Source organism: Kineococcus aridisoli (genome assembly GCF_050871885.1).
Lineage (GTDB): Bacteria > Actinomycetota > Actinomycetes > Actinomycetales > Kineococcaceae > Kineococcus.
Genome location: NZ_JBJLSF010000016.1, coordinates 39,413 through 61,957 on the forward strand (window position 1 = coordinate 39,413; position 22,545 = coordinate 61,957).

A 22,545-nucleotide genomic window follows, 5' to 3' on the forward strand; every position below is an offset into this window, starting at 1 on the left:
CGCGGTGTCAGCCGGTGGCGGTCTCCAGCTGGGCGGCCTCGTCGGCGTCCACGGCCGACTGGATGACCGGGTCCAGGTCGCCGTCGAGGACGGCGTCGAGGTTGTAGGCCTTGAAGCCCGTGCGGTGGTCGGCGATGCGGTTCTCGCCGTAGTTGTAGGTGCGGATGCGCTCCGAGCGGTCGACCGTGCGCACCTGCGAGCGGCGCGCGGCCGACGCCTGCGCGTCCGCGGCCTCCTGCGCGGCCGCGTGCAGCCGCGCACGCAGGATCCGCAGGGCCTGCTCGCGGTTCTGCAGCTGCGACTTCTCGTTCTGGCAGCTGACGACGATGCCCGTCGGCAGGTGCGTGATGCGCACCGCGGAGTCGGTCGTGTTGACGCTCTGCCCGCCGGGGCCGGAGGAGCGGAAGACGTCGATCCGCAGGTCGCCCGGGTCGATGGCGACCTCGACCTCCTCGGCCTCCGGCAGGACGAGCACGCCCACCGCGGAGGTGTGCACGCGCCCCTGCGACTCGGTGACGGGCACCCGCTGCACGCGGTGGACACCGGCCTCGTACTTCAGCCGCCGCCACACGCCCTCCGCCGCCGCCCCGCGCGCCTTCACCGCGACGGCGACGTCCTTGTAGCCGCCGAGGTCGCTGGGGGTGGACTCCAGCAGCTCGGTGGCCCAGCCGTGCCGCTCGGCGTAGCGCAGGTACATGCGCAGCAGGTCCCCGGCGAAGAGCGCGGACTCCTCCCCGCCCTCCCCCGCCTTGATCTCCAGGATGACGTCGCGGGCGTCGTCGGGGTCGCGCGGCAGCAGCAGCCGGCGCAGCCGCTCGGCGGCCTCGTCGGCGGCCTGCTGCAGCGCGGGCAGCTCCGCGGCGAAGGAGGCGTCCTCGGCGGCCAGCTCCCGCGCCGCGCCGGCGTCCTCGAGCGCGGCGCGCCAGGCCGCGTGGGCCTCGACGACGGCGCCCAGCTCGGCGTAGCGCCGGCCCAGCGTCCGGGCCAGGCCCGCGTCGGCGTGCACGGCCGGGTCGGCGAGGCGGCGCTCCAGCTCGGCGTGCTCGTCGAGCAGCGGCTGGACGGACTCGAACACGGCGGCCTCGTTCTCTGCGGCGGGGGGCGGGTCGGGAGGGCGGGAACGCGACAGCGCCGGTCCCTCCACCCCTCGGGGCGGTGGGACCGGCGCTGTCAGCGGGTTACTTGGCGCTCTTCTTGCCGTAGCGCGCCTGGAAGCGGGCGACGCGGCCGCCGGTGTCCAGGATCTTCTGCTTGCCCGTGTAGAACGGGTGGCAGGCGCTGCACACGTCCGCGCGGAGCTCGCCGCTGGTCGCGGTGCTGTGGGTGGTGAACGTGTTGCCGCAGGTGCAGGTGACCTGGGTCTCCACGTACTCCGGGTGGATGCCGGCCTTCATCGTCTTCTCCTCGGTCGCTCAGTCGGCACCGGGTCGCCTCGTCCCGCGGGACGTCGTGCGCAGCGTGAGCCGGTACCTGCAGTCGGAGCAGTCTCCCACAGGAGCCGCCGGTGGGTAGAACCGAGCGGCTCCTGCGGGGATTCCCGTCAGTCCTTGTTGACCAGCGGGGTGGAGGTCTGCACCTGGTGCAGGAACTCCAGGTTGCTGCGGGTCTTCTTGAGCCGGTCCAGCAGCAGCTCGATGGAGGCCTGCGCGTCGAGCGCGGTGACCACGCGGCGCAGCTTCCACACCGTCTGCAGCTCCTCGCGGGACATGAGGATCTCCTCGCGCCGGGTGCCGGAGGCCGGCACGTCGACCGCGGGGAAGATGCGCTTGTCGGCCAGCTGGCGCGACAGCCGCACCTCCATGTTCCCGGTGCCCTTGAACTCCTCGAAGATGACCTCGTCGGCCTTGGAGCCGGTCTCGACCAGCGCCGAGGCGAGGATCGTCAGGGAGCCGCCGTTCTCGACGTTGCGGGCCGCGCCGAAGAAGCGCTTCGGCGGGTACAGCGCCGACGCGTCGACACCACCGGACAGGATCCGGCCGCTGGCCGGGGCCGAGATGTTGTAGGCGCGCGACAGGCGGGTCAGCGAGTCCAGCAGCACGACGACGTCGTTGCCGAGCTCCACGAGGCGCTTGGCCCGCTCGATGGCGAGCTCGGCGACCGCGGTGTGGTCGGCCGCGGGACGGTCGAAGGTCGAGGCGATGACCTCGCCCTTGATCGTCCGCTGCATGTCGGTGACCTCTTCGGGCCGCTCGTCGACGAGGACGACCATGAGGTGGCACTCGGGGTTGTTCGTCGTGATCGCGTTGGCGATGGCCTGCATGACCATCGTCTTGCCCGCCTTCGGCGGAGCGACGATCAGACCGCGCTGGCCCTTCCCCAGCGGCGACATCAGGTCGATGATGCGCGTGGTCAGGACGTTGGGCTCGGTCTCCAGGCGCAGCCGCTCCTGCGGGTACAGCGGCGTCAGCTTGGTGAACTCCGGGCGGTTGCGGGCCTGCTCGGGGTTCGCGCCGTTGATCGTGTCCACGCGCACGAGCGCGTTGAACTTGGCGCGCTGGCCCGTCTGCTCCCCCTCGCGGGGCTGGCGCACGGCACCGGTGACGGCGTCGCCGGGGCGCAGGTTGTTCTTCTTGACCTGCCCGAGCGAGACGTACACGTCGTTGGCGCCGGCGAGGTAGCCGGAGGTGCGGATGAAGGCGTAGTTGTCGAGCACGTCGAGGATGCCGGCGACGGGCAGCAGGACGTCGTCCTCACCGACCTGCTCGTCGACCTCGAGCACGCCGGCCTCGCCGCGGGCGCCGCGGCGGCCCTTGCGGTCGCGGTAGCGGTTGCGGCGGCCGCGACGGCCACCGCGCTCGTCGTCGAAGTCGTCGACCGGCCCCGCGGACGGGGCCGCGGCCGCCGCCGGACGCTCCTCGCGGGGACGCTCGGCGCGGTCCGCGCGCTCGCCCCGGTCGGCACGCTCAGCGCGGTCGGGACGCTCACCGCGGTCCGCGCGCTCGCCCCGGTCGGGACGCTCACCGCGGTCCGGGCGCTCAGCGCGCTCGGGACGGCCCTCGACCTCGGCGGCGCCCTCGCGGCGCGGCATGTTGGGCAGCTCGACCTGCTGGTCGGGTTCGCGCACGCGCTCGCGGCGGGCGCGCTCGCGGCGGGACAGGCGGCCGCCGTTCTCCTCGGAGCGCTCGGGGCGCTCCGCGCGCTCGGGACGGCCGCCGACGAAGTCGTCGAGCGTCGGCTCGGTGCGCACGGGCTGCTGCGCCGGCGCGTCGTCGGCGTCCGCGACGCGGGCGGCCGGCACGGAGGCGCGGGGGTCGGCGGCGGGCGCACCGTCCAGGGCGGGCGCCTCGGCGGCCGGCGGAGCGCCGGCCGGGGCACCGGCGCGGCGGCGGCCGCGCGCCGGGGCGGTGGGGGCCTCCTGCGCGGCCGGGGCCTCGGAGACCTCGGGGGCGGCGGCCGGGGCCTGCGCGGCCGGGACCTCGGGGGCCTGGGCGGCGGGCGCGGCGGCGGCCGGGGCGGCCGGCGTCGCGTCGGCGCCGGCCGGCTGGGTGCGCGCGGCGCGGGTGGGGACGGCGGCCTGGTGCTCGCGGATGGCGGCCAGCAGGTCCACCTTGCGCATGCGGCCGGTGCCGGTGATGCCCAGCTCCGCCGCGAGGGCCTGGAGCTGCGGCAGGCGCAGGGCGGAGAGGCTGCCGGTGCGGCGCGCGGGCGCGTCGACGGCCCCGTCGGTCGCCGTGCCGTCGGTGGCAGCGATGTCGGTGGTGTCGGTCACGAAGGTCCTTCCCCCTCGTCGAGAGCGACCTGCCTGCGGCCCTGTGTGGCGGGTCCGTGGCTGTCGCACTGACTGCCCGATCGGGCAGGAATTGGGTCCACGGACGCGCGAAGGCGCAGATCGATCGTGGAGACGCACCCGGAGGCAGGAGAACGTGCGCTGCAGAGGAGCGCCCCGCCGGTGAGTGCTGACGACGATCCTAACACCCGAGACCCCGGCGGAGTTCCCCCTCCCCCGTTCGGGCGCACGGCGCGCCGCCGCGCACCGCCGCAGCCGCTCCGTCCCGCCGCCGCGCCACCACCTGCGGGCGAGCAGGTCTCAGCCGGCGTCCCAGCGGACACCGCGGTCGGCGACCGGCCGGGAGAGCACGCGCCAGCCCCCCGCCGCGGCGGCGATCCGCTCCACGTCCGCCGTCCGCTCGGCGGTCGTCAGCACCAGCGCGCTCGGCCCCGCCCCCGACACGACCGCCGCCAGCCCCTCGGCGCGCAGCGCCGCGAGCAGCGCCGCGGTCCGCGGCATGGCGGGTGCGCGCTGCGCCTGGTGCAGGCGCTCCACGGTGGCGTCCAGCAGCAGCTCCGGCGCGCTCGTCAGGGCGTGCACGAGCAGCCCCGCCCGGCCGGCGGTCAGCGCGGCGTCGCCGTGCGCGACGGTCGCGGGCAGCAGCGCCCGCGCGCGCGAGGTGGCCAGCTCCTCGGACGGCACGCACACCACGGCGCGCACCCGCGGGTGCACCGGCAGCCGCACCGAGCGCACCGCCTCCGGGTGCGTGGGGTCGTCCCCGTGCGTCCAGGCGATGGTGAAGCCGCCGAAGACGGCCGGGGCGGCGTTGTCCGGGTGCCCCTCGCGCCGGGAGGACTCCGCGAGCAGGCGCTCGCGCACGAGGTCCTCCGGCTCGGAGACCACGCCGGCGGCGGCCAGCAGCCCCCGCGCCGCGGCCAGCCCCGCCACGATGGCCGAGGCCGACGAGCCCAGCCCGCGACCGTGCGGGATGGTGTTGCGGCACACCAGTTCCAGCCCCGCCGCGGCGTAGCCCGCCGCGGCCAGCTCCTCGCGCAGGACGCGCACCACCAGGTGGCGCTCGTCCTCGGGCACCCGCCCGGCGCCCTCGCCCTCGACGCGCACCCGCAGCCCCGACGGCACGGTGCGCGCGCGCACCTCGTCGACGAGGTCGAGCGCCAGGCCGAAGGCGTCGAAGCCGGGGCCCAGGTTGGCGCTCGTGGCGGGCACGTGCACCGCCACCGCGGTGCCGGTGGGCAGCGGCGCGAGAGCGCCCTCGCGCGTGGGGGCGGACACCGCTCAGACGTCCATGCCCAGGGCGCGCGCGATGGTCACCGCGTCCGGCTGCACCCGCACCGGCTGCACCGGGCGGCGCGAGGCCTGCCCGTCGGCGTCGCCGGCGCCCCCGGCCAGCTCCAGGGCCCACTGCGGGTCCTTGAGCCCGTGCCCGGTGACGGTGATGACGATCGTCTGGTCCGGCTCGACCTCGCCGGCCTCGCACGCGGCCAGCAGCCCCGCCACGCCAGCCGCCGAGGCGGGCTCGACGAAGACGCCCTCCCGGGAGGACAGCCAGCGGTGGGCGGCGAGGATCTGCTCGTCGCTGACGGCGTCGATGCGCCCGCCGGAGGAGTCGCGCGCGCTGGTCGCCCCGCTCCAGGAGGCCGGGTGGCCGATGCGGATGGCGGTGGCGATGGTCTCCGGCTCGTCGACGGGGTGGCCCTTGACGATGGGCGCGGCGCCGGCGGCCTGGAAGCCCCACATCTTCGGCGTGCGGGTGGCGACACCGTCACGCGCGTACTCGGTGTAGCCCTTCCAGTACGCGGTGATGTTGCCGGCGTTGCCGACGGGCAGCGCGTGGATGTCCGGGGCGTCCCCGAGCACGTCGACGACCTCGAAGGCGCCGGTCTTCTGCCCCTCGATGCGGAAGGGGTTCACCGAGTTGACCAGCTCGACCGGGTACGCCTCGGCGAGCTTGCGGGCCTGGGTGAGGCAGTCGTCGAAGTTGCCGTCGACCTGCAGCAGCGTCGCGCCGTGGGCGACGGCCTGGGAGAGCTTGCCCATGGCGATCTTGCCGTCCGGCACGAGGACGGCGCACTTGATGCCGGCCGCCGTCGCGTACGCCGCGGCGGAGGCGGAGGTGTTGCCGGTGGAGGCGCAGATGACGACCTCGGCGCCGTTCTCCTTGGCCTTGCTCATGGCCATCGTCATCCCGCGGTCCTTGAAGGACGCCGTCGGGTTGCAGCCCTCGACCTTGAGGTAGACGCGCCCGCGCGCCCGCTCGGACAGGTGCCGCGCGTGCACGAGCGGGGTGCCGCCCTCGCCCAGCGTCACCACGGGGGTGTCCGCGGTCACGGGCAGCCGGTCCCGGTACTCCTCGATGAGACCCCGCCACACGTGCGCCATCAGGCGTCCTCCCTCCCACCGGGTGCGGTGTCCACGCCTTCCACGCGCAGCACGCCCGCCACCGAGTCGACGATCTCCAGGTCCTCCAGCTCGTCGACGGTCGCGGCGAGCGCGGCGTCGGGAGCGCTGTGCGTGACGACGACGAGGACCGCCCGGCCCGCGTCGTCCTGGCGCTGCTGCACGGCCTCGATGGAGACCCCGTGCGCGGCGAAGACGCCCGCGACCTGCGCGAGCACGCCCGGGCGGTCGGCCACGTCCAGGCGCACGTGGTAGCGCGTGACGGTGTCCGCCATCGGCTGCACGGCCAGGTCGGCGTACGCGGACTCCCGCGGGCCCAGCCCGCCGAGCAGCTTGTGCCGGGCCACCGCGACGACGTCGCCCAGGACGGCGCTGGCCGTCGGGCGGCCACCGGCGCCGGGGCCGTAGAACATCAGCTGCCCGGCCGCCTCGGCCTCGACGTAGACGGCGTTGAAGGCGCCGCGCACGCCGGCCAGCTGGTGCTCGCGCGGCAGCATCGCCGGGTGCACGCGCACCGAGACGGACTCGTTGCCCTCCGCGTCGCTGCTGCGCTCGCAGATCGCCAGCAGCTTCACGACGCAGCCCTGCACCTGCGCGGCGCGCACGTCCGCGGCGCTCACCTCGGTGATGCCCTCGCGGTGCACGTCGTCCAGGTTCACGCGCGTGTGGAAGGCCAGCGAGGCCAGGATGGCGGCCTTGGCCGCGGCGTCGAAGCCCTCGACGTCGGCGGTCGGGTCGGCCTCGGCGTAGCCGAGCGCCTGCGCCTGCTCGACGGCCTCGGCGAAGCCCATGCCGGAGGTGTCCATCCGGTCGAGCACGTAGTTCGTCGTGCCGTTGACGATGCCGAGCACGCGGCTGACGCGGTCCCCGGCCAGCGACTCGCGCAACGGGCGCAGCAGCGGGATCGCCCCGGCCACCGAGGCCTCGAAGTACAGGTCGACGGCGTTCTTCGCGGCCGCTTCGTAGAGGGCGGGGCCGTCGGCGGCCAGCAGCGCCTTGTTGGCGGTGACGACGGAGGCGCCGTGCTCCATGGCCCGCAGGACCAGCGTGCGGGCCGGCTCGATCCCGCCGATCACCTCGACGACGACGTCGGCGCGGGTGACCAGCTCCTCGGCGTCGGTGGTGAACAGCGACTCGTCGACGGGCAGCCCGCGGTCGCGGCCGGTGCGGCGCACCGCGATGCCGACCAGCTCCAGCGGGGCGCCCGCGCGCGCGGCGAGCTCCTCGGACTGCGACGTCAGCAGCCGCGCCACCTCGGCGCCCACCACTCCGCACCCGAGCAGCGCGACCTTCACCGGCTCCACCGCAGCAGTCCCCCCGTCGTCCAGCCGACCGTCCAGCACGGTCGGCTCCACCCTCTCACCCGCGGCCCGCGGCCCCGTCCACGCGGTCCGGTCCGCGCGCGGCCGCCCCGGGTCAGCCCGCGTCGAGCGCGAGCAGGTCCTCGGGCGTCTCGCGGCGCACGAGCACCGTCGAGGACCCCTCGCGCACAGAGACCACGCCCGGGCGCGGGACCTGGTTGTAGTTGCTCGCCATGCTGCGGCAGTAGGCGCCCGTGCCGGGGACGGCGAGCAGGTCGCCGGCCCGCACGTCCGCCGGCAGGAACTCGTCCTTGACGATGACGTCGCCGCTCTCGCAGTGCTTGCCGACCACCCGCGAGAGCACGCCCGGCGCGCCGGAGGCGCGCGAGGCGACCGTCGCGGAGTAGTCCGCGTCGTAGAGGGCGGTGCGGATGTTGTCGCTCATGCCGCCGTCGACCGAGACGTAGCGCCGCCGCGCCCCGGCGTCGAGCGCGACCTCCTTGGTCGTGCCGACCTCGTAGAGGGTGAACGTGCTCGGCCCGGCGATCGCACGTCCCGGTTCCACCGACACCCGCGGCACGGCGATGCCCTGCACGAGGCACTCGCGGGCCACGATCTCGGCCAGCCGCCCGGCGATCTCGGCCGGCGGCAGCGGTGCGTGCTCGGAGGTGTAGGCGATGCCGTAGCCGCCGCCGAGGTCGATCTCGGGCAGCTCCACGCCGTGCTCGCGCTCGACGGTGCGGTGCAGGCCCAGCAGCCGCCGCGCGGAGACCTCGAAGCCGCCCATGTCGAAGATCTGCGAGCCGATGTGGCTGTGCAGCCCGTGCAGGCTCAGCTCCGGGCGCGAGAGGACCTTGGCCACGCCCGCCTCGGCCGCGCCCGAGCCCAGCGACAGGCCGAACTTCTGGTCCTCGTGGGCGGTGGCGATGTAGGAGTGGGTGTGCGCCTCCACGCCCACGGTGACGCGCAGCACCACCGGCGCCACCAGGCCCCGCTCGTGGGCGAGGTCGGCGACGACGTCGATCTCCTCGAGGGAGTCGACGACGATGCGGCCCACCCCGGCCTCCAGCGCCGTGGCGATCTCGGCGCGGGACTTGTTGTTGCCGTGCAGCGCGATCCGGCCCGGCAGGACACCGCCGCGCAGGCCCAGCGCGAGCTCGCCGCCGGAGGAGGTGTCCAGGTGCAGGCCGTCCTCGGCGATCCAGCGGGCCACGCCCGTGGCCAGGAACGCCTTCGAGGCGTAGTAGACGTCCGCGCCGCCGCACAGGTCGGCGAACGCGTCGGCGAAGGCGTCGCGGAAGGCGACCGCGCGCGAGCGGAAGTCCAGCTCGTCGACGACGTACAGCGGCGTGCCGTACGCGGCGGCCAGGTCGGCGACGTCGACCCCGCCGACGCGCAGCGCGCCGGCGGGGGTGCGCTCGACGGTGCGCGACCACAGCTGGGGCAGCAGCTCGTTGACGTCCGCCGGCGGGTGCAGCCAGGCGGGGACGACGGCGATCGAGGAACTGCCGGGCGTGTGCAGCTGCCCGGCCTCGTGGGTGCGGGACACTACATCCTCTCCGGGGCGGAGACGCCGAGCAGGGCGAGGCCGTTGGCCAGCACCTGCCGCGTCGCGTCGTTGAGCCACAACCGCGTGCGGTGCACGTCGGTGACCTCCTCGTCCGCGCGCGGGGTGACGCGGCAGGAGTCGTAGAACTTGTGGAACCGGCCGGCCAGCTCCTCCAGGTAGCGCGCGACGCGGTGCGGCTCGCGCAGCTCCCCCGCCCGGGCGACGACGGCCGGGAACTCCGCGAGCGCGGCCAGCAGCAGCGACTCGGTCTCGTCCACGAGCAGCGAGGGGTCGAAGGCGTCCTCGCGGCGCACGCCCGCCGAGGCCGCGTTGACGGCGACGTTGGCGGTGCGCGCGTGCGCGTACTGCACGTAGAACACCGGGTTGTCGTTGCTGCGCCTGGTGAGCAGGTCCAGGTCGATGTCGATGGGGCTGTCCACCGAGGAGCGCACCAGCGAGTAGCGGGCGGCGTCCACGCCGACGTAGCCGACGAGGTCCTCCAGCGTGACGACGTTGCCGGCGCGCTTGCTCATCCGGACCGGCTTGCCGTCCTTGAGAAGGTTGACCATCTGCCCGATGAGGATCTCGAGGTTCTTGCCCGGGACGTCGCCGAACGCGGCGCACATGGCCATCATCCGGCCGATGTAGCCGTGGTGGTCGGCGCCGAGCATCAGCACGCAGCGCTCGAAGCCGCGCTCGCGCTTGTCCAGGTAGTAGGCCAGGTCGCCGGAGATGTACGCGGGCTGGCCGTCGCTCTTGACGACGACGCGGTCCTTGTCGTCGCCGAAGTCGCTGGTGCGCAGCCACGTCGCACCGTCGGCCTCGTAGACGCGGCCCAGCTCGCGCAGCTTGGCGATCGCCCGCTGCACCGCACCGGAGGTGTGCAGGGAGTCCTCGTGGAAGTAGACGTCGAACTCGACGCCGAACTCCGCCAGGCTCTTCTTGATCTCGCCGAACATCAGCTCGACGCCCTCGCGGCGGAAGGTCTCCTGCTGCTCCGCGCGCGGCTGCTGCAGCAGACCGGGGACGGCACCGACGATCCGGCCGGCGATCTCGCCGACGTAGTCGCCGCCGTAGCCGTCCTCGGGGGTGGGCTCGCCGTGCGCGGCGGCCAGCAGCGAGCGCGCGAAGCGGTCGATCTGCGCGCCGTGGTCGTTGAAGTAGTACTCCCGCGTCACCTCGGCGCCGGCGGCGGTGAGGATGCGCGCCAGCGAGTCGCCGACCGCGGCCCAGCGGGTGCCGCCGAGGTGGATCGGCCCCGTGGGGTTGGCGGAGACGAACTCGAGGTTGACCTTCTCCCCGCTCGGGGCGGCCGAGCGCCCGAAGGCGGCACCGGCCTGGACGACCGTGCGCGCCAGCTCGCCGGCGGCGGCGGCCTCGAGGACGATGTTGAGGAAGCCGGGGCCGGCGATGTCGACGGCCCGGACGCCGTCGACGGCCAGCAGGCGCTGCTGCAGCACGGCGGCCACCTCGCGCGGCGGCCGGCCGGCCTTCTTGGCCAGCTGCAGGGCGACGTTGGTCGCCCAGTCGCCGTGGTCGCGGTTCTTCGGGCGCTCCACGCGGACCTCGGCCGGGACGTCGGCGGGGTCGAGGGACAGCTCCCCGGCCGCGACAGCCGCGGTCAGGGCCTCCCTCAGGGCGGTGGAGAGCTCGGCGGGGGTCACGGGAGACAAGCCTACCGGCGCGCGCTCCCCCGCCCGGTCCCCCGCCCGGCCCCCCGCCGCGGCGGGGGTGGTCCGCTCCGCGGTGCGGCGCTGGTAAGGTCTCCCACGCACCGCGAGCCCCCGTAGCTCAGCGGATAGAGCATCGGCCTCCGGAGCCGTGTGCGCAGGTTCGAGTCCTGCCGGGGGCACCTCAGAGCGCCGGTCCTCCCCTCGGGAGGCCGGCGCTCCGTCGTCCCGGCCGCGACTGCGCGGCCGGCGGCCTGGAGCGGCCCGGCGAGGCGCCCCGCGGGTCCGGCGACCACCTGTGCTTCCGCGCCGGGTGGCGCTCGGGCACGCGCTGGTGGCGTTCGTCGTCAGCACGGTCGTGCCGGCGGGGCTCGTCTCCGCGCTGCTGGGCTGAGGCCGTCCGGGCCGACCCGGACCCCGAAGCGCTGCCGCAGCGCGCGCCGCGCCGCGTGCACCCCGGCCATCCCGTGCACCCCGGGGCCGGGGGCGGTGGCCGCCGAGCACAGGTAGACGCCCTCCAGCGGCGTCTCGTGCGGGTCCCAGCGCACCACCGGCCGGAACAGCAGCTGCCAGGGCGTGGCGGCACCGCCGGCGATGTCCCCGCCGACGAGGTTGGGGTCGTCGCGGCCCAGCTCGGCCGCGGACACGCCCCTGCGGGCCAGGACGAGGTCGCCGAAGCCGGGGGCGAAGCGCTCCACCTGGGCCTGCACGGCGTCCGCGGGGTCGAGCGTGGAGCCCAGCGGCACGTGCGCGTACGTCCACAGCACGTGGTGCCCGTCCGGCGCCCGGCCCGCGTCGAGCACCGTCGGCTGGCTGAGCAGCACGAAGGGGCGCTCGGGGTGCCGCCCGCGGGCGACCGCGCGCTCGGTGGCGAGCATCTCGGCGCGCTCGCCGCCGAGGTGGACGGTGCCCGCCCGCGCCAGCCCCGGCGCCGTCCACGGCACGGGCCCGGAGAGCACGAAGTGCACCGGGGCGGCCGCCGAGGCGTGCCGGTAGCGGCGCAGCGCCCGCGCGTAGGGGGCGGGCAGGGCGTCGCCGGCCAGGGCCAGCAGCCCGCTCGGCGCGACGTCGAGCAGCACCGCACCGGCCCGCGGCAGCTGGCGCAGGTCGGTGACGTCGCTGCCGAGCACGAGGCGGCCGCCGTGGGCGGTCAGGTCCGCGACCAGCGCGTCCGCGATCGCCTGCGAGCCGCCCTCGGGCACCGGCCAGCCGACGGCGTGCGCCAGGGTGGCCAGCAGCAGCCCCGCGCCGGCCGGCCCGAGCCCGCGCGGGGGCGCCATGGCGTGGGTGGCCACCCCGGTCAGCAGGGCCGCCGCCCGCGGGGTGCGGAAGCGCAGGCCCCACGCCGGGCCGCCCTGCTCGACGACGGCAGCGGCCAGCAGGGCCGCGGCGAGCGGGTCCGGCGGCAGGTGCCGCAGGTCCGACAGCGCCAGGTCCACCACCCCGCGCCAGCGCCGCGCCAGCGGGCCCAGCAGCGAGCGCCAGGCGGGGCCGTCGACGCCGAGGCCGTCGGCGGTGGCGCTCAGGTCGCGCAGCGCCAGGCCGGCGGTGCCGTCGTCGAGGGGGTGGCCGTAGGCGACCTCCGGCTGGAGCATCCGCACCCCGTGCGCGGGCAGGTCGAAGGCGCGGAAGAACGGCGAGGCGAGCGCCATCGGGTGCACGGCGGAGCCGGTGTCGTGGCGGTGGCCGGGCAGGACGACCTCGCGGGTGCGGGCACCGCCGCCGGGGCCGGCGGCCCGCTCGTGCACCTCGACCTCCAGGCCGGCGCGGGCCAGCACGACGGCGGCCGCCAGCCCGTTGGGCCCGGCTCCCACGACGATCGCGTCCACCACGGCGCCACCCTCGCAGCGATCGGTGTCGGCGGCGCGTGGTGGGGTGTGCGGGTGGACGTGGAGGAGGCGCTGGCGATGGCGCGGGAGCTGCTGGCCGAGCACGGGCCGCCGGGCTGGTGCGTCGTGCTGGACCGGGCGAAGACGCGGGCCGGCGTCTGCCGGCCGGCGCGCCGCGAGATCGGGCTGAGCGCGCCGCTGGCCCGGCTGCACGCGCCCGAGGAGGTCCGCGACACGGTGCTGCACGAGATCGCGCACGCCCTCGTGGGCACCGGGCACGGCCACGACGCGCTGTGGCGGGCGACGGCGCTGCGGCTGGGCTGCTCCGGCGAGCGCACGGCCTCCGGCCCGCGGCCGGAGGGCCCGTGGACGGGCACCTGCCCGGCCGGGCACACCACGACGCGGCACCGGCGCCCGGCGCGGGTGGCGGCGTGCGGGCGCTGCTCGCGCTCCTTCTCGCCCGAGCACCTGCTGACGTGGACCCACCGCGGGCGCCCGGTGCCGCCCGAGGAGATGCCCGAGGGCTACCGCTCGGACCTGCGCCGGCTGCGGGCGGCCGCGACCCGGGCCGGAGCCGGCAGGGCCTGAGCCGGCGGGGACCAGGCCGGCGGGGACCAGGCCGGCGGGGACCCGGCCGGGCGGTCAGGCGCGGCAGAGCAGCTCGCCGTGCACCATCGTCATCCAGCCGTCCTCGTCGGCGGCCCAGGCCCGCCAGCCGGCGGCGCTGCGGGCCAGCGCGTCGTCGTCGAAGCCGTTCTCGCGCAACCGGTCGGTGAGGGCGGAGGCCTCGACGCGCTCGGCCCAGGTGCCGCCCCACCAGGCCCGCCGCTCCGGCGTGGCGAACGTCCACACCGAGGCCGACGGGACGACGTCGCGGAACCCGGCGGCGCGGGCCCACGACAGCAGTCGCGCGCCGGCGTCCGGCTCGCCGCCGGCGGCGCGGGCGGCGGCCCGGTAGCCGTCGAGCCATGCGCGCAGCCCGGGCAGCGCGGGGTGGAAGGAGACGCTGGCGAAGTCGGCCTCGCGCACGGCGACGAGACCACCGGGGCGCGCCACGCGGCGCATCTCGCGCAGCACGGCGACGGGGTCGGCCACGTGCTGGAGCACCTGGTGGGTGTGGACGACGTCGAAGCCGCCGTCGGGGAAGGGCAGCGCGGTGGCGTCGGCGGTGCGCAGGTCGACGTGCACCCCGCGCTCGGCGGCGCTCGCGCGCGCGGTCGCCAGGACCTCCTCGGAGACGTCGACGCCGACGACCCGGCCGGGGGCGACGCGGGCGGCGAGGTCGGCGGTGATCGTGCCGACGCCGCAGCCCACGTCGAGCAGCGACTGCCCCGGGCGCAGGTGCGCGAGCAGGTGGGCCGCGGAGTTCTCAGCCGTGCGCTGCCCGTGCGAGCGCTGGACGGCGGGGGCGTAGCCGTGGACGTAGCGGGCGGGCTGCTCGGCGGTGCGGGCGTTCGGCATGGGCCGACCCTGGCGGGGCAGCACCCCGTCCGTCCACATCGCGGACACCGGATCTCGCGATCCGAGACGCACTGACCGGGCGTCAGCGTCCGGCCAGGACGGCCCGGACGGCCTCGCGCGCGGCCCGGGAGGCCCCCACGGTGCTCGCCGACGGGCCGTAGCCGACCAGGTGCAGCCGGGGTTCGCGCACCGCCCGGGTGCCCTCGACGAGGATGCCGCCGCCCGGCTCGCGCAGGTGCAGCGGCCGCAGGTGGTCCACCGCGGGCCGGAAGCCGGTGGCCCAGACGATCGCGTCGGCCTGCTGCACCGAGCCGTCCGCCCACGCCACCCCGTCGGGCAGCACCCGCGCGAAGACCGGGTGGCGCTTGAGCACCCCGCTCTCGCGCAGCGCGGCCACCTCGGGGGTCAGCACCAGGCCCGTGGCGGAGACCACGCTGCCCGGCGGCTCGCCCGCGGCGACCCGGTCGGCCACGACCGCCACGGCCGCGCGGCGCGCGTCGAGGTCGAACTCCTCGCGGAAGACCGGCTCGCGCCGGGTCACCCACGTGGTGGCCGCTCCGGCGGCGGCGAGCTCGGCGAGGTGCTGCACGGCCGAGACGCCGCCGCCGACCACGACCACGTGCCGGCCGGCGAACTCCTCCGGGCCGGCCCAGTCGGCCGTGTGCAGCTGCCGGCCCCGGAAGTCCTCCCGCCCCGGGTAGTGCGGCCAGAACGGCTTGGTCCAGGTGCCGGTGGCGTTGACGACGGCCCGGGCCGCGAACCGCGTCGCGCCGGTGTCCACGAGCAGCCGCGGGCCGGCCGAGCGCACCGCCAGCACCCGCACGGGCCGGCGCACCGGGTTCCCCAGCCGGCGCTCGTACTCGGCGAAGTAGGCGGGGACGACCTCGCGGGCGGGGGCGGCGGGGTCGACGTCGCCCAGCGGGAAGCCCGGCAGGTCGTGCACGCCGTTGACCCGCGCCATCGTCAGCCCCGGCCAGCGGTGCCGCCAGGCGCCGCCCGGCTCCTCGTCGGCGTCGAGGACGACGAAGCCGCGGCCGGGCTCCAGCCCCGCGCGCTCCAGGGAGAAGGCCGCGGCCAGGCCGCCCTGCCCGGCGCCGACGACGACGACGTCGACGGTCGCCAGCGCGGGGCTCACCCGGGCCGCCGCGGGGTGCGGACCCCGACGCGCAACGTCGTCACAGCCAGTGATCGTAGGTCGCGGACCCGGCCGACGGCGAGGCAACGGGCCGAGGGCGCCGCGGCCGGCGTGCGGCGGGGCCCGCGGCCCGGGGTGGCTATCGTCGCCCCGGTGACCTCCGAGACCCCCCGCGAAGTCCTCACCTGGTCGCTGTTCGGCACCGCGGTGCGCGACCTGGCCACCACGATCGCCGCCGACGGCTACCGGCCCGAGGTCCTGCTGGGCATCGCCCGCGGCGGGCTGCCGCTGGCCGCGGGACTGGCCTACGCGCTCGACGTCAAGGAGACGGGCACCATCAACGTCGAGTTCTACACCGGCGTCGACACCCGGCTGGAGGAACCGGTCGTGCTGGCGCCCTCCATCGACCTGACGGAGCTGCGCGGCCGGCGCGTGCTCGTCGTCGACGACGTCGCCGACACCGGCCGCACCCTCGGCGTGGTCGTCGCGATGTGCCGCGAGGCCGGCGCCGACCCGCGCTCGGTCGTCGTCTACCGCAAGCCGACGACGCGGCTGGCGCCGGAGTACAGCTGGCGGGACACCGACCGCTGGATCGAGTTCCCGTGGTCGGCGCAGGGCCCGGTGCCCGGGCTCAGCGCCCGCGCGTCCTGAGCGCCGCGCTCGTGCGGGCCGTGGCCACCGCCGTCAGCGGGTCCTCCGGCCACGGGTGCTTGGGGTAGCGGCCGCGCTCCTCGCTGCGCACCCGCGGGTAGGTGCCGCGCCAGAAGGAGCCCAGGTCCGCCGTGACCGCCAGCGGCCGGCCCGCCGGCGACAGCAGGTGCAGCACCACCGGCACCCGCCCGTCCACCAGGCGCGGTGAGGCGGTCCACCCGAACGCCTCCTGCAGCTTCAGCGCCAGCACCGGCGCGGCCGGGTCGGCGTAGTCCAGGCGCACCGAGCGCCCGCTGGGCACCGGCAGCTGCTCGGGGGCCAGCTCGTCCAGGCGCCCCGCCTGCGGCCACGGCAGCAGCGCCCGCAGCGCGGCGGGGACGTCGATGCGGGCCAGGTCCGCGCGCGAGCGCACCCCGGCCAGCTGGGCGCCCAGCCAGTCGCCGAGGGTCGCCAGCAGGTGCTCGTCGCCCAGGTCGGGCCAGGGCTCGCCCAGCGCCGCCCGGCAGCAGGCGACCCGCCGGCGCAGCTGCTGCGCGGCCGGGCCGAAGCGCAGCAGGTCCAGCCCCTCGCGGCGCACGCCCTCCGCGACGGCCGCCGCCACGGCCCGCGGGTCGGGTGCCGCCAGCGGCTGCTCGGACAGCTCCAGCGCGCCCAGGCGCACGCTGCGGCGGGCGACGACGTCCCCGCGCCCGCCGTCGGTGCGCCAGGCGACCTCGTCCACGACGGTGGTGCCGACGACGTCGCGGGCGATCCGCTCGCTCAGCGGCGCCGCCAGCCGCACCCGCCCGGCGGCGCGGCCCGGGACGCGGTCGGCGACGGCGACCGCGAGCCAGGACGCCCCCGCCAGCGGGCTGCCGGCGTCGACCTCCAGCCCCGAGCCGCCGACGGTGGCGAAGCCGCGGCCGCGGGCGCGGGCGATGCGCTCGGGGTGGGCGAGCGCGACGACGGTGCCCGCGGCCAGGTCGCGCGTCGGCACCGCGTCCGCACCGGCGCCCGCGGCACCCGAGGCGGCACCCGAGGCGGCACCCGAGGCGGCACCCGAGGCGGCACCCGAGGCGGCACCCGAGGCGGCCGGTGCGGCGTCGTCGAGGGCGGCCCGCACCCGCCGCACCTCGCGGCGCCACTCCTCGTCGGCCTCCGCTGCCCGCCAGGCGGCGGTGAGGTCGTCACCGCGCCAGCCGCGCTCCAGCGACAGCAGGGCGACGACCTCGGCAGCGCGGCGGGCACCCACCCGCGGGGCGCCGTCCAGCAGCGCCCGCGCCAGCCGCGGGTGCAGGCCCGTGCGCGCCAGCGCGTGCCCGAGGGCGGTCGGCGCGCCCGCCCCGTCGACGGCGCCGAGGGTGCGCAGCACCTCGCGGGCCGCCGCCAGCGGGCCCGCCGGCGGCTGGTCGAGCAGCGGCAGCGACCCCGGGTCCCCCCAGCCGGCGGTGAGCAGGGCGAAGCCGGTGAGGTCCGCCGTGGCGATCTCCGGCGCCGGGTGCGCCGGCAGCAGCGCGTGGTCGGCGGCCGACCAGGCCCGCCACACCGCGCCCGGCGCCTCGCGCGCCGCGCGCCCGGCGCGCTGGTCGGCCGCGGCCCGCGAGACGCGGACGGTGTCGAGCCCGCCGAGGCCGCGGGCGTGGTCGCGCCGCGGCACCCGGGCCAGCCCCGCGTCGACGACGACCCGCACCCCCGGCACGGTGAGGCTGGACTCGGCGACGGAGGTGGCGAGCACGACGCGCCGGCGCGGTCCCGGGCGCAGCGCGGCGTCCTGCTCCGCGCCCGTGCGCCGCCCGTGCAGGGCGGCGAGGTCCACCCCGGCGCGCTCCAGGCCCGGGCGCAGCCGCCCGCTGACGGCGCCGATCTCCCCCACCCCGGGCAGGAAGACGAGGACGTCGCCGGGGTCCTGCTCCAGCGCGCGCCCCACGAGCGCGGCGACGTGGTCCAGCAGCGCCGGGTCGACGCGCAGCCCCTCCGGAGGGCGCACCGGGCGCGGCGGCGGGGCCCAGCGCACCTGCAGCGGGTGCACGGGGGCGGTCGCGGTCACGACGGCGCCGCCGGTCAGCGCGGCGAGCCGGCCGACGTCGAGGGTGGCCGAGGCGGCCACCAGCCGCAGGTCCTCGCGCAGCAGCTCGCGGGTCTGCAGCAGGAAGGCCAGCGCGAGGTCGGCGTCGAGCTGGCGCTCGTGGACCTCGTCGAGCAGCACGGTGCCCACACCGGGCAGGTCGGGGTCGCGCAGCAGCCGGCGCAGCAGGAGCCCGGTCGTGACGACCTCGACGCGGGTGGCCGCCGAGGAGCGGCGCTCCCCGCGCACCGCGTAGCCGACCGTGCGCCCGACGGGCTCGCCCAGCAGCGCCGCCATCCGCGCGGCGGCCGCCCGGGTGGCCACCCGGCGCGGTTCGGCGACGAGCACGCGGCCGGGCCGGTCGGCCGCCAGCGCCAGCGGCACGAGCGTGGTCTTGCCGGTGCCGGGCGGGGCCTGCAGGACGGCGCTGCCGCGGGCCTCCAGGACCTCCAGCAGCTGCCCGACGACCGCGCCGACCGGCAGCGAGGCGAGCAGCGGCGCCAGCACCGCGGGCGTCAGCGGGTGGGTCGAGGGCTCTGGCGAGGGGGCGGCCGGCACGCGGCCATCCTCCCGCCCTCCGTCGGTGGTCTTCCTCCGGCGCTGCGCGCTGGCTCCAGGTGCACCGTGGAGGACCACCGACGGAGGGGCACGGCCCGTGGACGGGCGGGGCGCTACGGCGGCGGGCGGCGACGACGACGGCGGCGGTGCACGGCCCACGCGGTGAGCGCGGCGGCGGCCAGGGCGAGGACCACCACCTGGGGGACGCCGAGGACCGGCCCGGCACCCTCCCGGACGTACCCGCCGCTGGTCAGCCCGGCCTGGCGCTCGAAGTGGTTGCGGGCGCCCGGGAAGAAGAAGTCGTCGACGCCGTAGGCGACCGGGAAGGCGGCCGGGCCGGCGAGCACGGTGGCCACCGCCCACTGCGGGCGGTGGCGCGACTCGTGCTCGGCCAGCGCCCCCGCCTCGGTGGGCACGGTCGGGAAGCGCGGGGAGAGCACCACGTCGCCGAAGTTGATGGAGCGCTCCCCCGCGCGGGCCCGCGTGCGCACCGCCACGTAGTAGTCGGCGGCGGCGTAGCGGCAGACCGTGGTGTCGGTGGCGTCGGCGTAGAGCATCGCCAGCCCGGTCCCGGGCCAGGTGGCGACCTTCTGGGCGTAGAGGGTGAGGGGCCGCTCGCCGACCTGCTCCGCGCTGACCCACTCCTCCCCCGGGGGCGCCGAGCAGACCGGGGAGTCGTCGAGGTCGGTGACGGTGCGCCAGGCGGTCCCGACGAGGATCAGCGTCACCGCCAGCCCGGCGGCCACGCCCTGCAGGACCCGCACCGGTGCGCTGCGCAGCGGAGCCCGCCGGCCCCGCCACAGCCACCACAGCGCGCCCAGCAGACCGCCCACCAGCAGCCAGAACAGCACGTGGGCGGCGGCGCGGCTCAGCGGGTGGCTGAACCCCGCCAGGCGCACCGCGACCACCCCGTCGACTCTAGGCGCGGGCCGTCCAGCACGTCGCCCGAGCACGTCGCGGAGCAGGTGCCGCAGAGCCGCGGCACCCCCGCCCGGGGGCGGGGGTGCCGCGGCTCAGGTGTGCGGCTCAGGCGGTGCGGCTCAGGAGGTGGTGCGCCCCGCCGCACCGGTGCCGCGACCGCGGCCACCGCGGCGGCGCCGCGCACCGGACGCGCCGTCGCCCGCGCGGGCGGCCGGGGCCGCCGCGGGTGCCGCCGCGCGGGTGCGCCGCTGCGGCTGCGGCTGCGCGGGAGCGGTGGGCACCGGCGAGGAGGCCGGGTCCACCCAGGCCGCCGCCGGGCCGACCAGGCGCCCGACGAGCTCGGCGCCCGGTGCCACGGAGGTCCACTGCGGGCTGATGCCGGCCTGGCGGGCGAGCGTGCGCACGTCCGCGCGCTGGTCCGGCGTGGCGACGGTGACGACGGTGCCGCCGGCGCCGGCGCGCGCGGTGCGCCCGGAGCGGTGCAGGTACGCCTTGTGCTCGGTGGGCGGGTCGACGTGGACGACGAGGCCGACCTCGTCGACGTGGATGCCGCGAGCGGCGATGTCGGTGGCCACCAGGACCCGCACGGAACCCTCGGTGAAGGCGCCGAGGTTGCGCTCGCGGGCGTTCTGGCTGAGGTTGCCGTGCAGGTCGACGGCGGGGACCCCGGCCGCGGTCAGCTGCTTGGCGAGCTTCTTGGCGCCGTGCTTGGTGCGGGTGAACAGCACCGTGCGCCCCTGGCCGGAGGCCAGGTCGCGCACCAGGGTGCCCTTGGCGTCGGCGGCGACCTCGAGGACGTGGTGCTCCATCGTCGACACCGGCGCGACGGCCGGGTCCACCGAGTGCGTCACCGGCTGCGACAGGTACCGCTTGACGAGCACGTCGATGCCGTTGTCCAGCGTGGCGGAGAACAGCAGCCGCTGGCCGCCGGCGGGCGTGGCGTCCAGCAGGCGCTTGACGCCGGGCAGGAAGCCGAGGTCGGCCATGTGGTCGGCCTCGTCGAGGACGGTGACCTCGACGGCGTCGAGGCGGCAGTGGCCCTGGCGGACCAGGTCCTCCAGCCGGCCCGGGCAGGCGATGAGGATGTCGACGCCCTCGCGCAGCGCGCTGACCTGCGGGTTCTGCCCGACCCCGCCGAAGACGACGGTGGCGCGCAGGCCCAGGGCGGCCGCGAGCGGGGTCACGCTGGCCGCGACCTGGTTGGCCAGCTCGCGGGTCGGCACGAGCACCAGCGAGCGGGGGCGGGTGCTGCGGCGGGGGCTGTCGGAGGCGGCCAGGCGCGTCACCAGCGGCAGGGCGAAGGCGATCGTCTTGCCGCTGCCGGTGCGGCCGCGGCCGAGCACGTCGCGCCCGGCCAGGGAGTCCGGCAGCGTCGCGGTCTGGATCGGGAAGGGCCGCTCGACGCCGCGGGCGGCGAGGACCTCCACGAGCGGGGCGGGCACCCCCAGCTCGGCGAAGGAGCGCTCGTCGGCGACGACCTCGACGGCGGTGTCGTCGATGACCTGCCCGGCGGGCGCGGCGGCGGGCCGCTGCGCGGGCACGCCCTCGCGGGCCCGGCCGGCCTGGGCGGCCTGGGCGGCCTGGGCGCTCTGGGCCGCCTGGGCGCCCTGGCCGCCGCCCGAACCGCGGCGACGGCGGCGGGGACGGGGCACGGAGCCGTCGGCGGCGCGCTCGGCGGGGCGCTGGGTGGTGGAGGTGGTGGAGGTGGTGCGGGTCTCGCGGGGCGCGGACGTCACGGAATGCCTCTCGGAGTCGGTTCCCGGTCGTCGGGCGGCGCCGTGGGCACAGCCGGCCGCCGGGGGGGCGGGGGTGGCCGTGGTGCCCGACCGCACCCGCGCACCCGTTGCCGGACCGCACGAGGGACCTGCGCGCCCGGCCTGTGGCGGGCGCTGAACACTCGACCGCGGGTCGCACGTGGTGCACCCGCTGCTGACACCCTATCGAGCGTCAGGCCCTGCATCGGCATTCCCGCCCCCCTTCCGCAGTCCCGGCGCGTCCCCGGGTGCGCCGGAGCGGGGTCCGAGAGCGCGGCCGGGCGGCGGCGGGACCGACACGGACGGACGTTCCCCGCGAAGGACGGACAGGCTAACCTCACCGCGTGCCCACCTCCACGAGCGCGCCGCCGCCGGCCGCCGTCCCGGTCACCCGGGGCGGGCCGTCCACCGCCCGGCGGCGCGCCGGCCGCCCCCTCGCGCTGCTCGCGGCGCTGGCGCTGCTCGTCGTCGCGGCCGTGCTCAGCCTGGCCGTCGGCTCCCGGGAGATCCCGCTGGGCACCGTCGTCGACGCGCTGCGCGGCGGTGCGGCCGCCTCGCAGGACGCCCTCGTCGTGCGCGAGCTGCGGGTGCCGCGCACCCTGCTCGGCGTCGTCGTCGGCGTGGCGCTGGGCCTGTCGGGGGCGCTCATGCAGGCGCTGACCCGCAACCCGCTGGCCGATCCCGGCCTGCTGGGCGTCAACTCCGGCGCGGCCGCGGCCATGGTGACCGCGGTCGGCGTCCTGGGGCTGACCTCGCGGCTGCAGCTGGTGTGGGCGGCGATGCTCGGCGCCGCGGTCGTCGCCGTCGTGGTGTACCTGCTCGGCGCGAGCGGTCGCGGCGGTGCGACGCCGGTGCGCCTGGCGCTGGCCGGCACGGCCGTCTCCGCCGCCCTGTACGCCTACACGAGCGCGCAGGTGCTCCTGGACGCCAGGACGTTCGACCGCTTCCGCTTCTGGCAGGTCGGCTCGCTGGCCGGCCACGACGTGGCGGTCTTCTGGCAGATGCTGCCGTTCTTCGCCGTCGGCACCGCCCTCGCGCTCACCCAGGCCCGCGCGCTCAACGCCCTCGCGCTCGGCGAGGACTCCGGGCGCGCCCTGGGCGCCCACCTGACGCGCACCCGGGTCCTCACCGCGCTCGCGGTGACGCTGCTGTGCGGGGCGGCGACCGCCACGGCCGGCCCCATCGCCTTCGTCGGCCTCGCCGTGCCGCACCTCGTGCGCGCCCTCACCGGTCCCGACCAGCGCTGGGTGCTGCCGCTGTCGTGCGTCGTGGCGCCGACGCTGCTGCTGCTCGGCGACGTGCTCGGCCGGATCGTCGTCCGCCCCGGTGAACTGGAGGTCAGCATCGTGACCGCGCTGCTCGGAGCGCCCGTCCTGGTCGCCCTGGTCCGCCGCCGCCGGCTGGCCCAGCTGTGAGCGCCGGGTTCGCGACCGGCCGGGCGGCGCAGGCGCCGGTGCCCGCGGCCCGCGGGGGGGGGGGGGGGGGGGGGGGGGCGGGGGGGGGGGGGGGGGGGGGGGGGGGGGGGGGGGGGGGGGGGGGGGGGGG

The 22,545-nt window shown here is 77.4% G+C and carries 17 protein-coding genes and 1 tRNA gene; 4 read left to right on the plus strand and 14 right to left on the minus strand.

Annotation, left to right across the window (positions count from 1 at the left end):
- Positions 1-7: 7 nt before the first annotated feature.
- The 8 genes from prfA to argS form a co-directional block, all read right to left on the minus strand.
- Positions 8-1,075, minus strand: coding sequence for a peptide chain release factor 1 (prfA, locus tag ACRYM2_RS06865; RefSeq protein WP_432520942.1), 1,068 nt, complete (start codon positions 1,073-1,075; stop codon positions 8-10).
- Positions 1,076-1,178: 103 nt separating this feature from the next.
- Positions 1,179-1,394: a 50S ribosomal protein L31 gene (gene rpmE, locus ACRYM2_RS06870; protein ID WP_432520945.1), complete on the minus strand. Its 216-nt coding sequence runs from the start codon at positions 1,392-1,394 to the stop codon at positions 1,179-1,181.
- A gap of 146 nt (positions 1,395-1,540) precedes the next feature.
- Positions 1,541-3,709 carry a transcription termination factor Rho gene (rho, locus tag ACRYM2_RS06875; RefSeq protein ID WP_432520948.1) on the minus strand — a complete coding sequence of 723 codons (2,169 nt, stop codon included), beginning with the start codon at positions 3,707-3,709 and terminating at the stop codon, positions 1,541-1,543.
- Positions 3,710-4,027: 318 nt separating this feature from the next.
- Entirely contained in the window at positions 4,028-5,002 is a 975-nt protein-coding gene (thrB, locus tag ACRYM2_RS06880; RefSeq protein WP_432520951.1) for a homoserine kinase, read from the minus strand.
- A gap of 3 nt (positions 5,003-5,005) precedes the next feature.
- Positions 5,006-6,109 (minus strand): threonine synthase, encoded by a 1,104-nt coding sequence (gene thrC / locus ACRYM2_RS06885; protein WP_432520953.1) that lies wholly within the window; start codon positions 6,107-6,109, stop codon positions 5,006-5,008.
- Positions 6,109-7,482: a homoserine dehydrogenase gene (locus tag ACRYM2_RS06890; protein ID WP_432520955.1), complete on the minus strand. Its 1,374-nt coding sequence runs from the start codon at positions 7,480-7,482 to the stop codon at positions 6,109-6,111. The genes thrC and ACRYM2_RS06890 overlap by 1 nt, the downstream gene beginning before the upstream one ends.
- Before the next feature lie 61 nt (positions 7,483-7,543).
- Positions 7,544-8,977 carry a diaminopimelate decarboxylase gene (lysA, locus tag ACRYM2_RS06895; RefSeq protein WP_432520956.1) on the minus strand — a complete coding sequence of 478 codons (1,434 nt, stop codon included), beginning with the start codon at positions 8,975-8,977 and terminating at the stop codon, positions 7,544-7,546.
- On the minus strand, positions 8,977-10,641 hold the full coding sequence (gene argS / locus ACRYM2_RS06900; protein WP_432520957.1) for an arginine--tRNA ligase: 1,665 nt from the start codon (positions 10,639-10,641) through the stop codon (positions 8,977-8,979). The genes lysA and argS overlap by 1 nt, the downstream gene beginning before the upstream one ends.
- A 116-nt stretch (positions 10,642-10,757) precedes the next feature.
- On the opposite strand from argS, the gene ACRYM2_RS06905 reads away from it, so the two are divergent.
- A tRNA-Arg gene (locus ACRYM2_RS06905) sits at positions 10,758-10,829 on the plus strand.
- A 165-nt stretch (positions 10,830-10,994) separates the two neighbouring features.
- On the opposite strand, the gene ACRYM2_RS06910 is transcribed toward ACRYM2_RS06905, so the two are convergent.
- Positions 10,995-12,479, minus strand: a complete 1,485-nt coding sequence (locus tag ACRYM2_RS06910) for a phytoene desaturase family protein (RefSeq protein WP_432520959.1) — start codon at positions 12,477-12,479, stop codon at positions 10,995-10,997.
- A 51-nt stretch (positions 12,480-12,530) separates the two neighbouring features.
- On the opposite strand from ACRYM2_RS06910, the gene ACRYM2_RS06915 reads away from it, so the two are divergent.
- The gene (locus ACRYM2_RS06915) at positions 12,531-13,064 is read left to right on the plus strand and encodes a SprT-like domain-containing protein (RefSeq protein WP_432520962.1); all 534 of its coding nucleotides are present in this window, start codon (positions 12,531-12,533) and stop codon (positions 13,062-13,064) included.
- 54 nt (positions 13,065-13,118) lie between these two features.
- On the opposite strand, the gene ACRYM2_RS06920 is transcribed toward ACRYM2_RS06915, so the two are convergent.
- Positions 13,119-13,937 carry a methyltransferase domain-containing protein gene (locus ACRYM2_RS06920; RefSeq protein WP_432520963.1) on the minus strand — a complete coding sequence of 273 codons (819 nt, stop codon included), beginning with the start codon at positions 13,935-13,937 and terminating at the stop codon, positions 13,119-13,121.
- Between the two features lie 82 nt (positions 13,938-14,019).
- A complete protein-coding gene (locus ACRYM2_RS06925) occupies positions 14,020-15,072 on the minus strand; it encodes an NAD(P)-binding domain-containing protein (protein WP_432520966.1) in 1,053 nt (350 codons plus the stop codon).
- 153 nt (positions 15,073-15,225) lie between these two features.
- Between ACRYM2_RS06925 and ACRYM2_RS06930 the strand changes: the two genes are divergently transcribed.
- Positions 15,226-15,723 (plus strand): phosphoribosyltransferase, encoded by a 498-nt coding sequence (locus tag ACRYM2_RS06930; protein ID WP_432520968.1) that lies wholly within the window; start codon positions 15,226-15,228, stop codon positions 15,721-15,723.
- On the opposite strand, the gene hrpB is transcribed toward ACRYM2_RS06930, so the two are convergent.
- From hrpB to ACRYM2_RS06945, 3 genes are all read right to left on the minus strand, one after another.
- The gene (hrpB, locus tag ACRYM2_RS06935; RefSeq protein WP_432520979.1) at positions 15,704-18,274 is read right to left on the minus strand and encodes an ATP-dependent helicase HrpB; all 2,571 of its coding nucleotides are present in this window, start codon (positions 18,272-18,274) and stop codon (positions 15,704-15,706) included. The two genes, ACRYM2_RS06930 and hrpB, sit on opposite strands and share 20 nt — an antisense overlap.
- A 164-nt stretch (positions 18,275-18,438) precedes the next feature.
- Positions 18,439-19,233 carry a hypothetical protein gene (locus ACRYM2_RS06940; RefSeq protein ID WP_432520970.1) on the minus strand — a complete coding sequence of 265 codons (795 nt, stop codon included), beginning with the start codon at positions 19,231-19,233 and terminating at the stop codon, positions 18,439-18,441.
- 132 nt (positions 19,234-19,365) lie between these two features.
- On the minus strand, positions 19,366-20,982 hold the full coding sequence (locus tag ACRYM2_RS06945) for a DEAD/DEAH box helicase (RefSeq protein WP_432520972.1): 1,617 nt from the start codon (positions 20,980-20,982) through the stop codon (positions 19,366-19,368).
- Between the two features lie 362 nt (positions 20,983-21,344).
- On the opposite strand from ACRYM2_RS06945, the gene ACRYM2_RS06950 reads away from it, so the two are divergent.
- Positions 21,345-22,415, plus strand: coding sequence for a FecCD family ABC transporter permease (locus tag ACRYM2_RS06950; protein ID WP_432520974.1), 1,071 nt, complete (start codon positions 21,345-21,347; stop codon positions 22,413-22,415).
- Positions 22,416-22,545: the final 130 nt, after the last annotated feature.

Excerpts from the sequence above, each read along its gene's own strand:
- rpmE (WP_432520945.1), bottom strand. The coding sequence starts at position 1,394 with ATGAAGGCCGGCATCCACCCGGAGTACGTGGAGACCCAGGTCACCTGC.
- thrC (WP_432520953.1), bottom strand. The coding sequence starts at position 6,109 with ATGGCGCACGTGTGGCGGGGTCTCATCGAGGAGTACCGGGACCGGCTG.
- ACRYM2_RS06920 (WP_432520963.1), bottom strand. The coding sequence starts at position 13,937 with ATGCCGAACGCCCGCACCGCCGAGCAGCCCGCCCGCTACGTCCACGGC.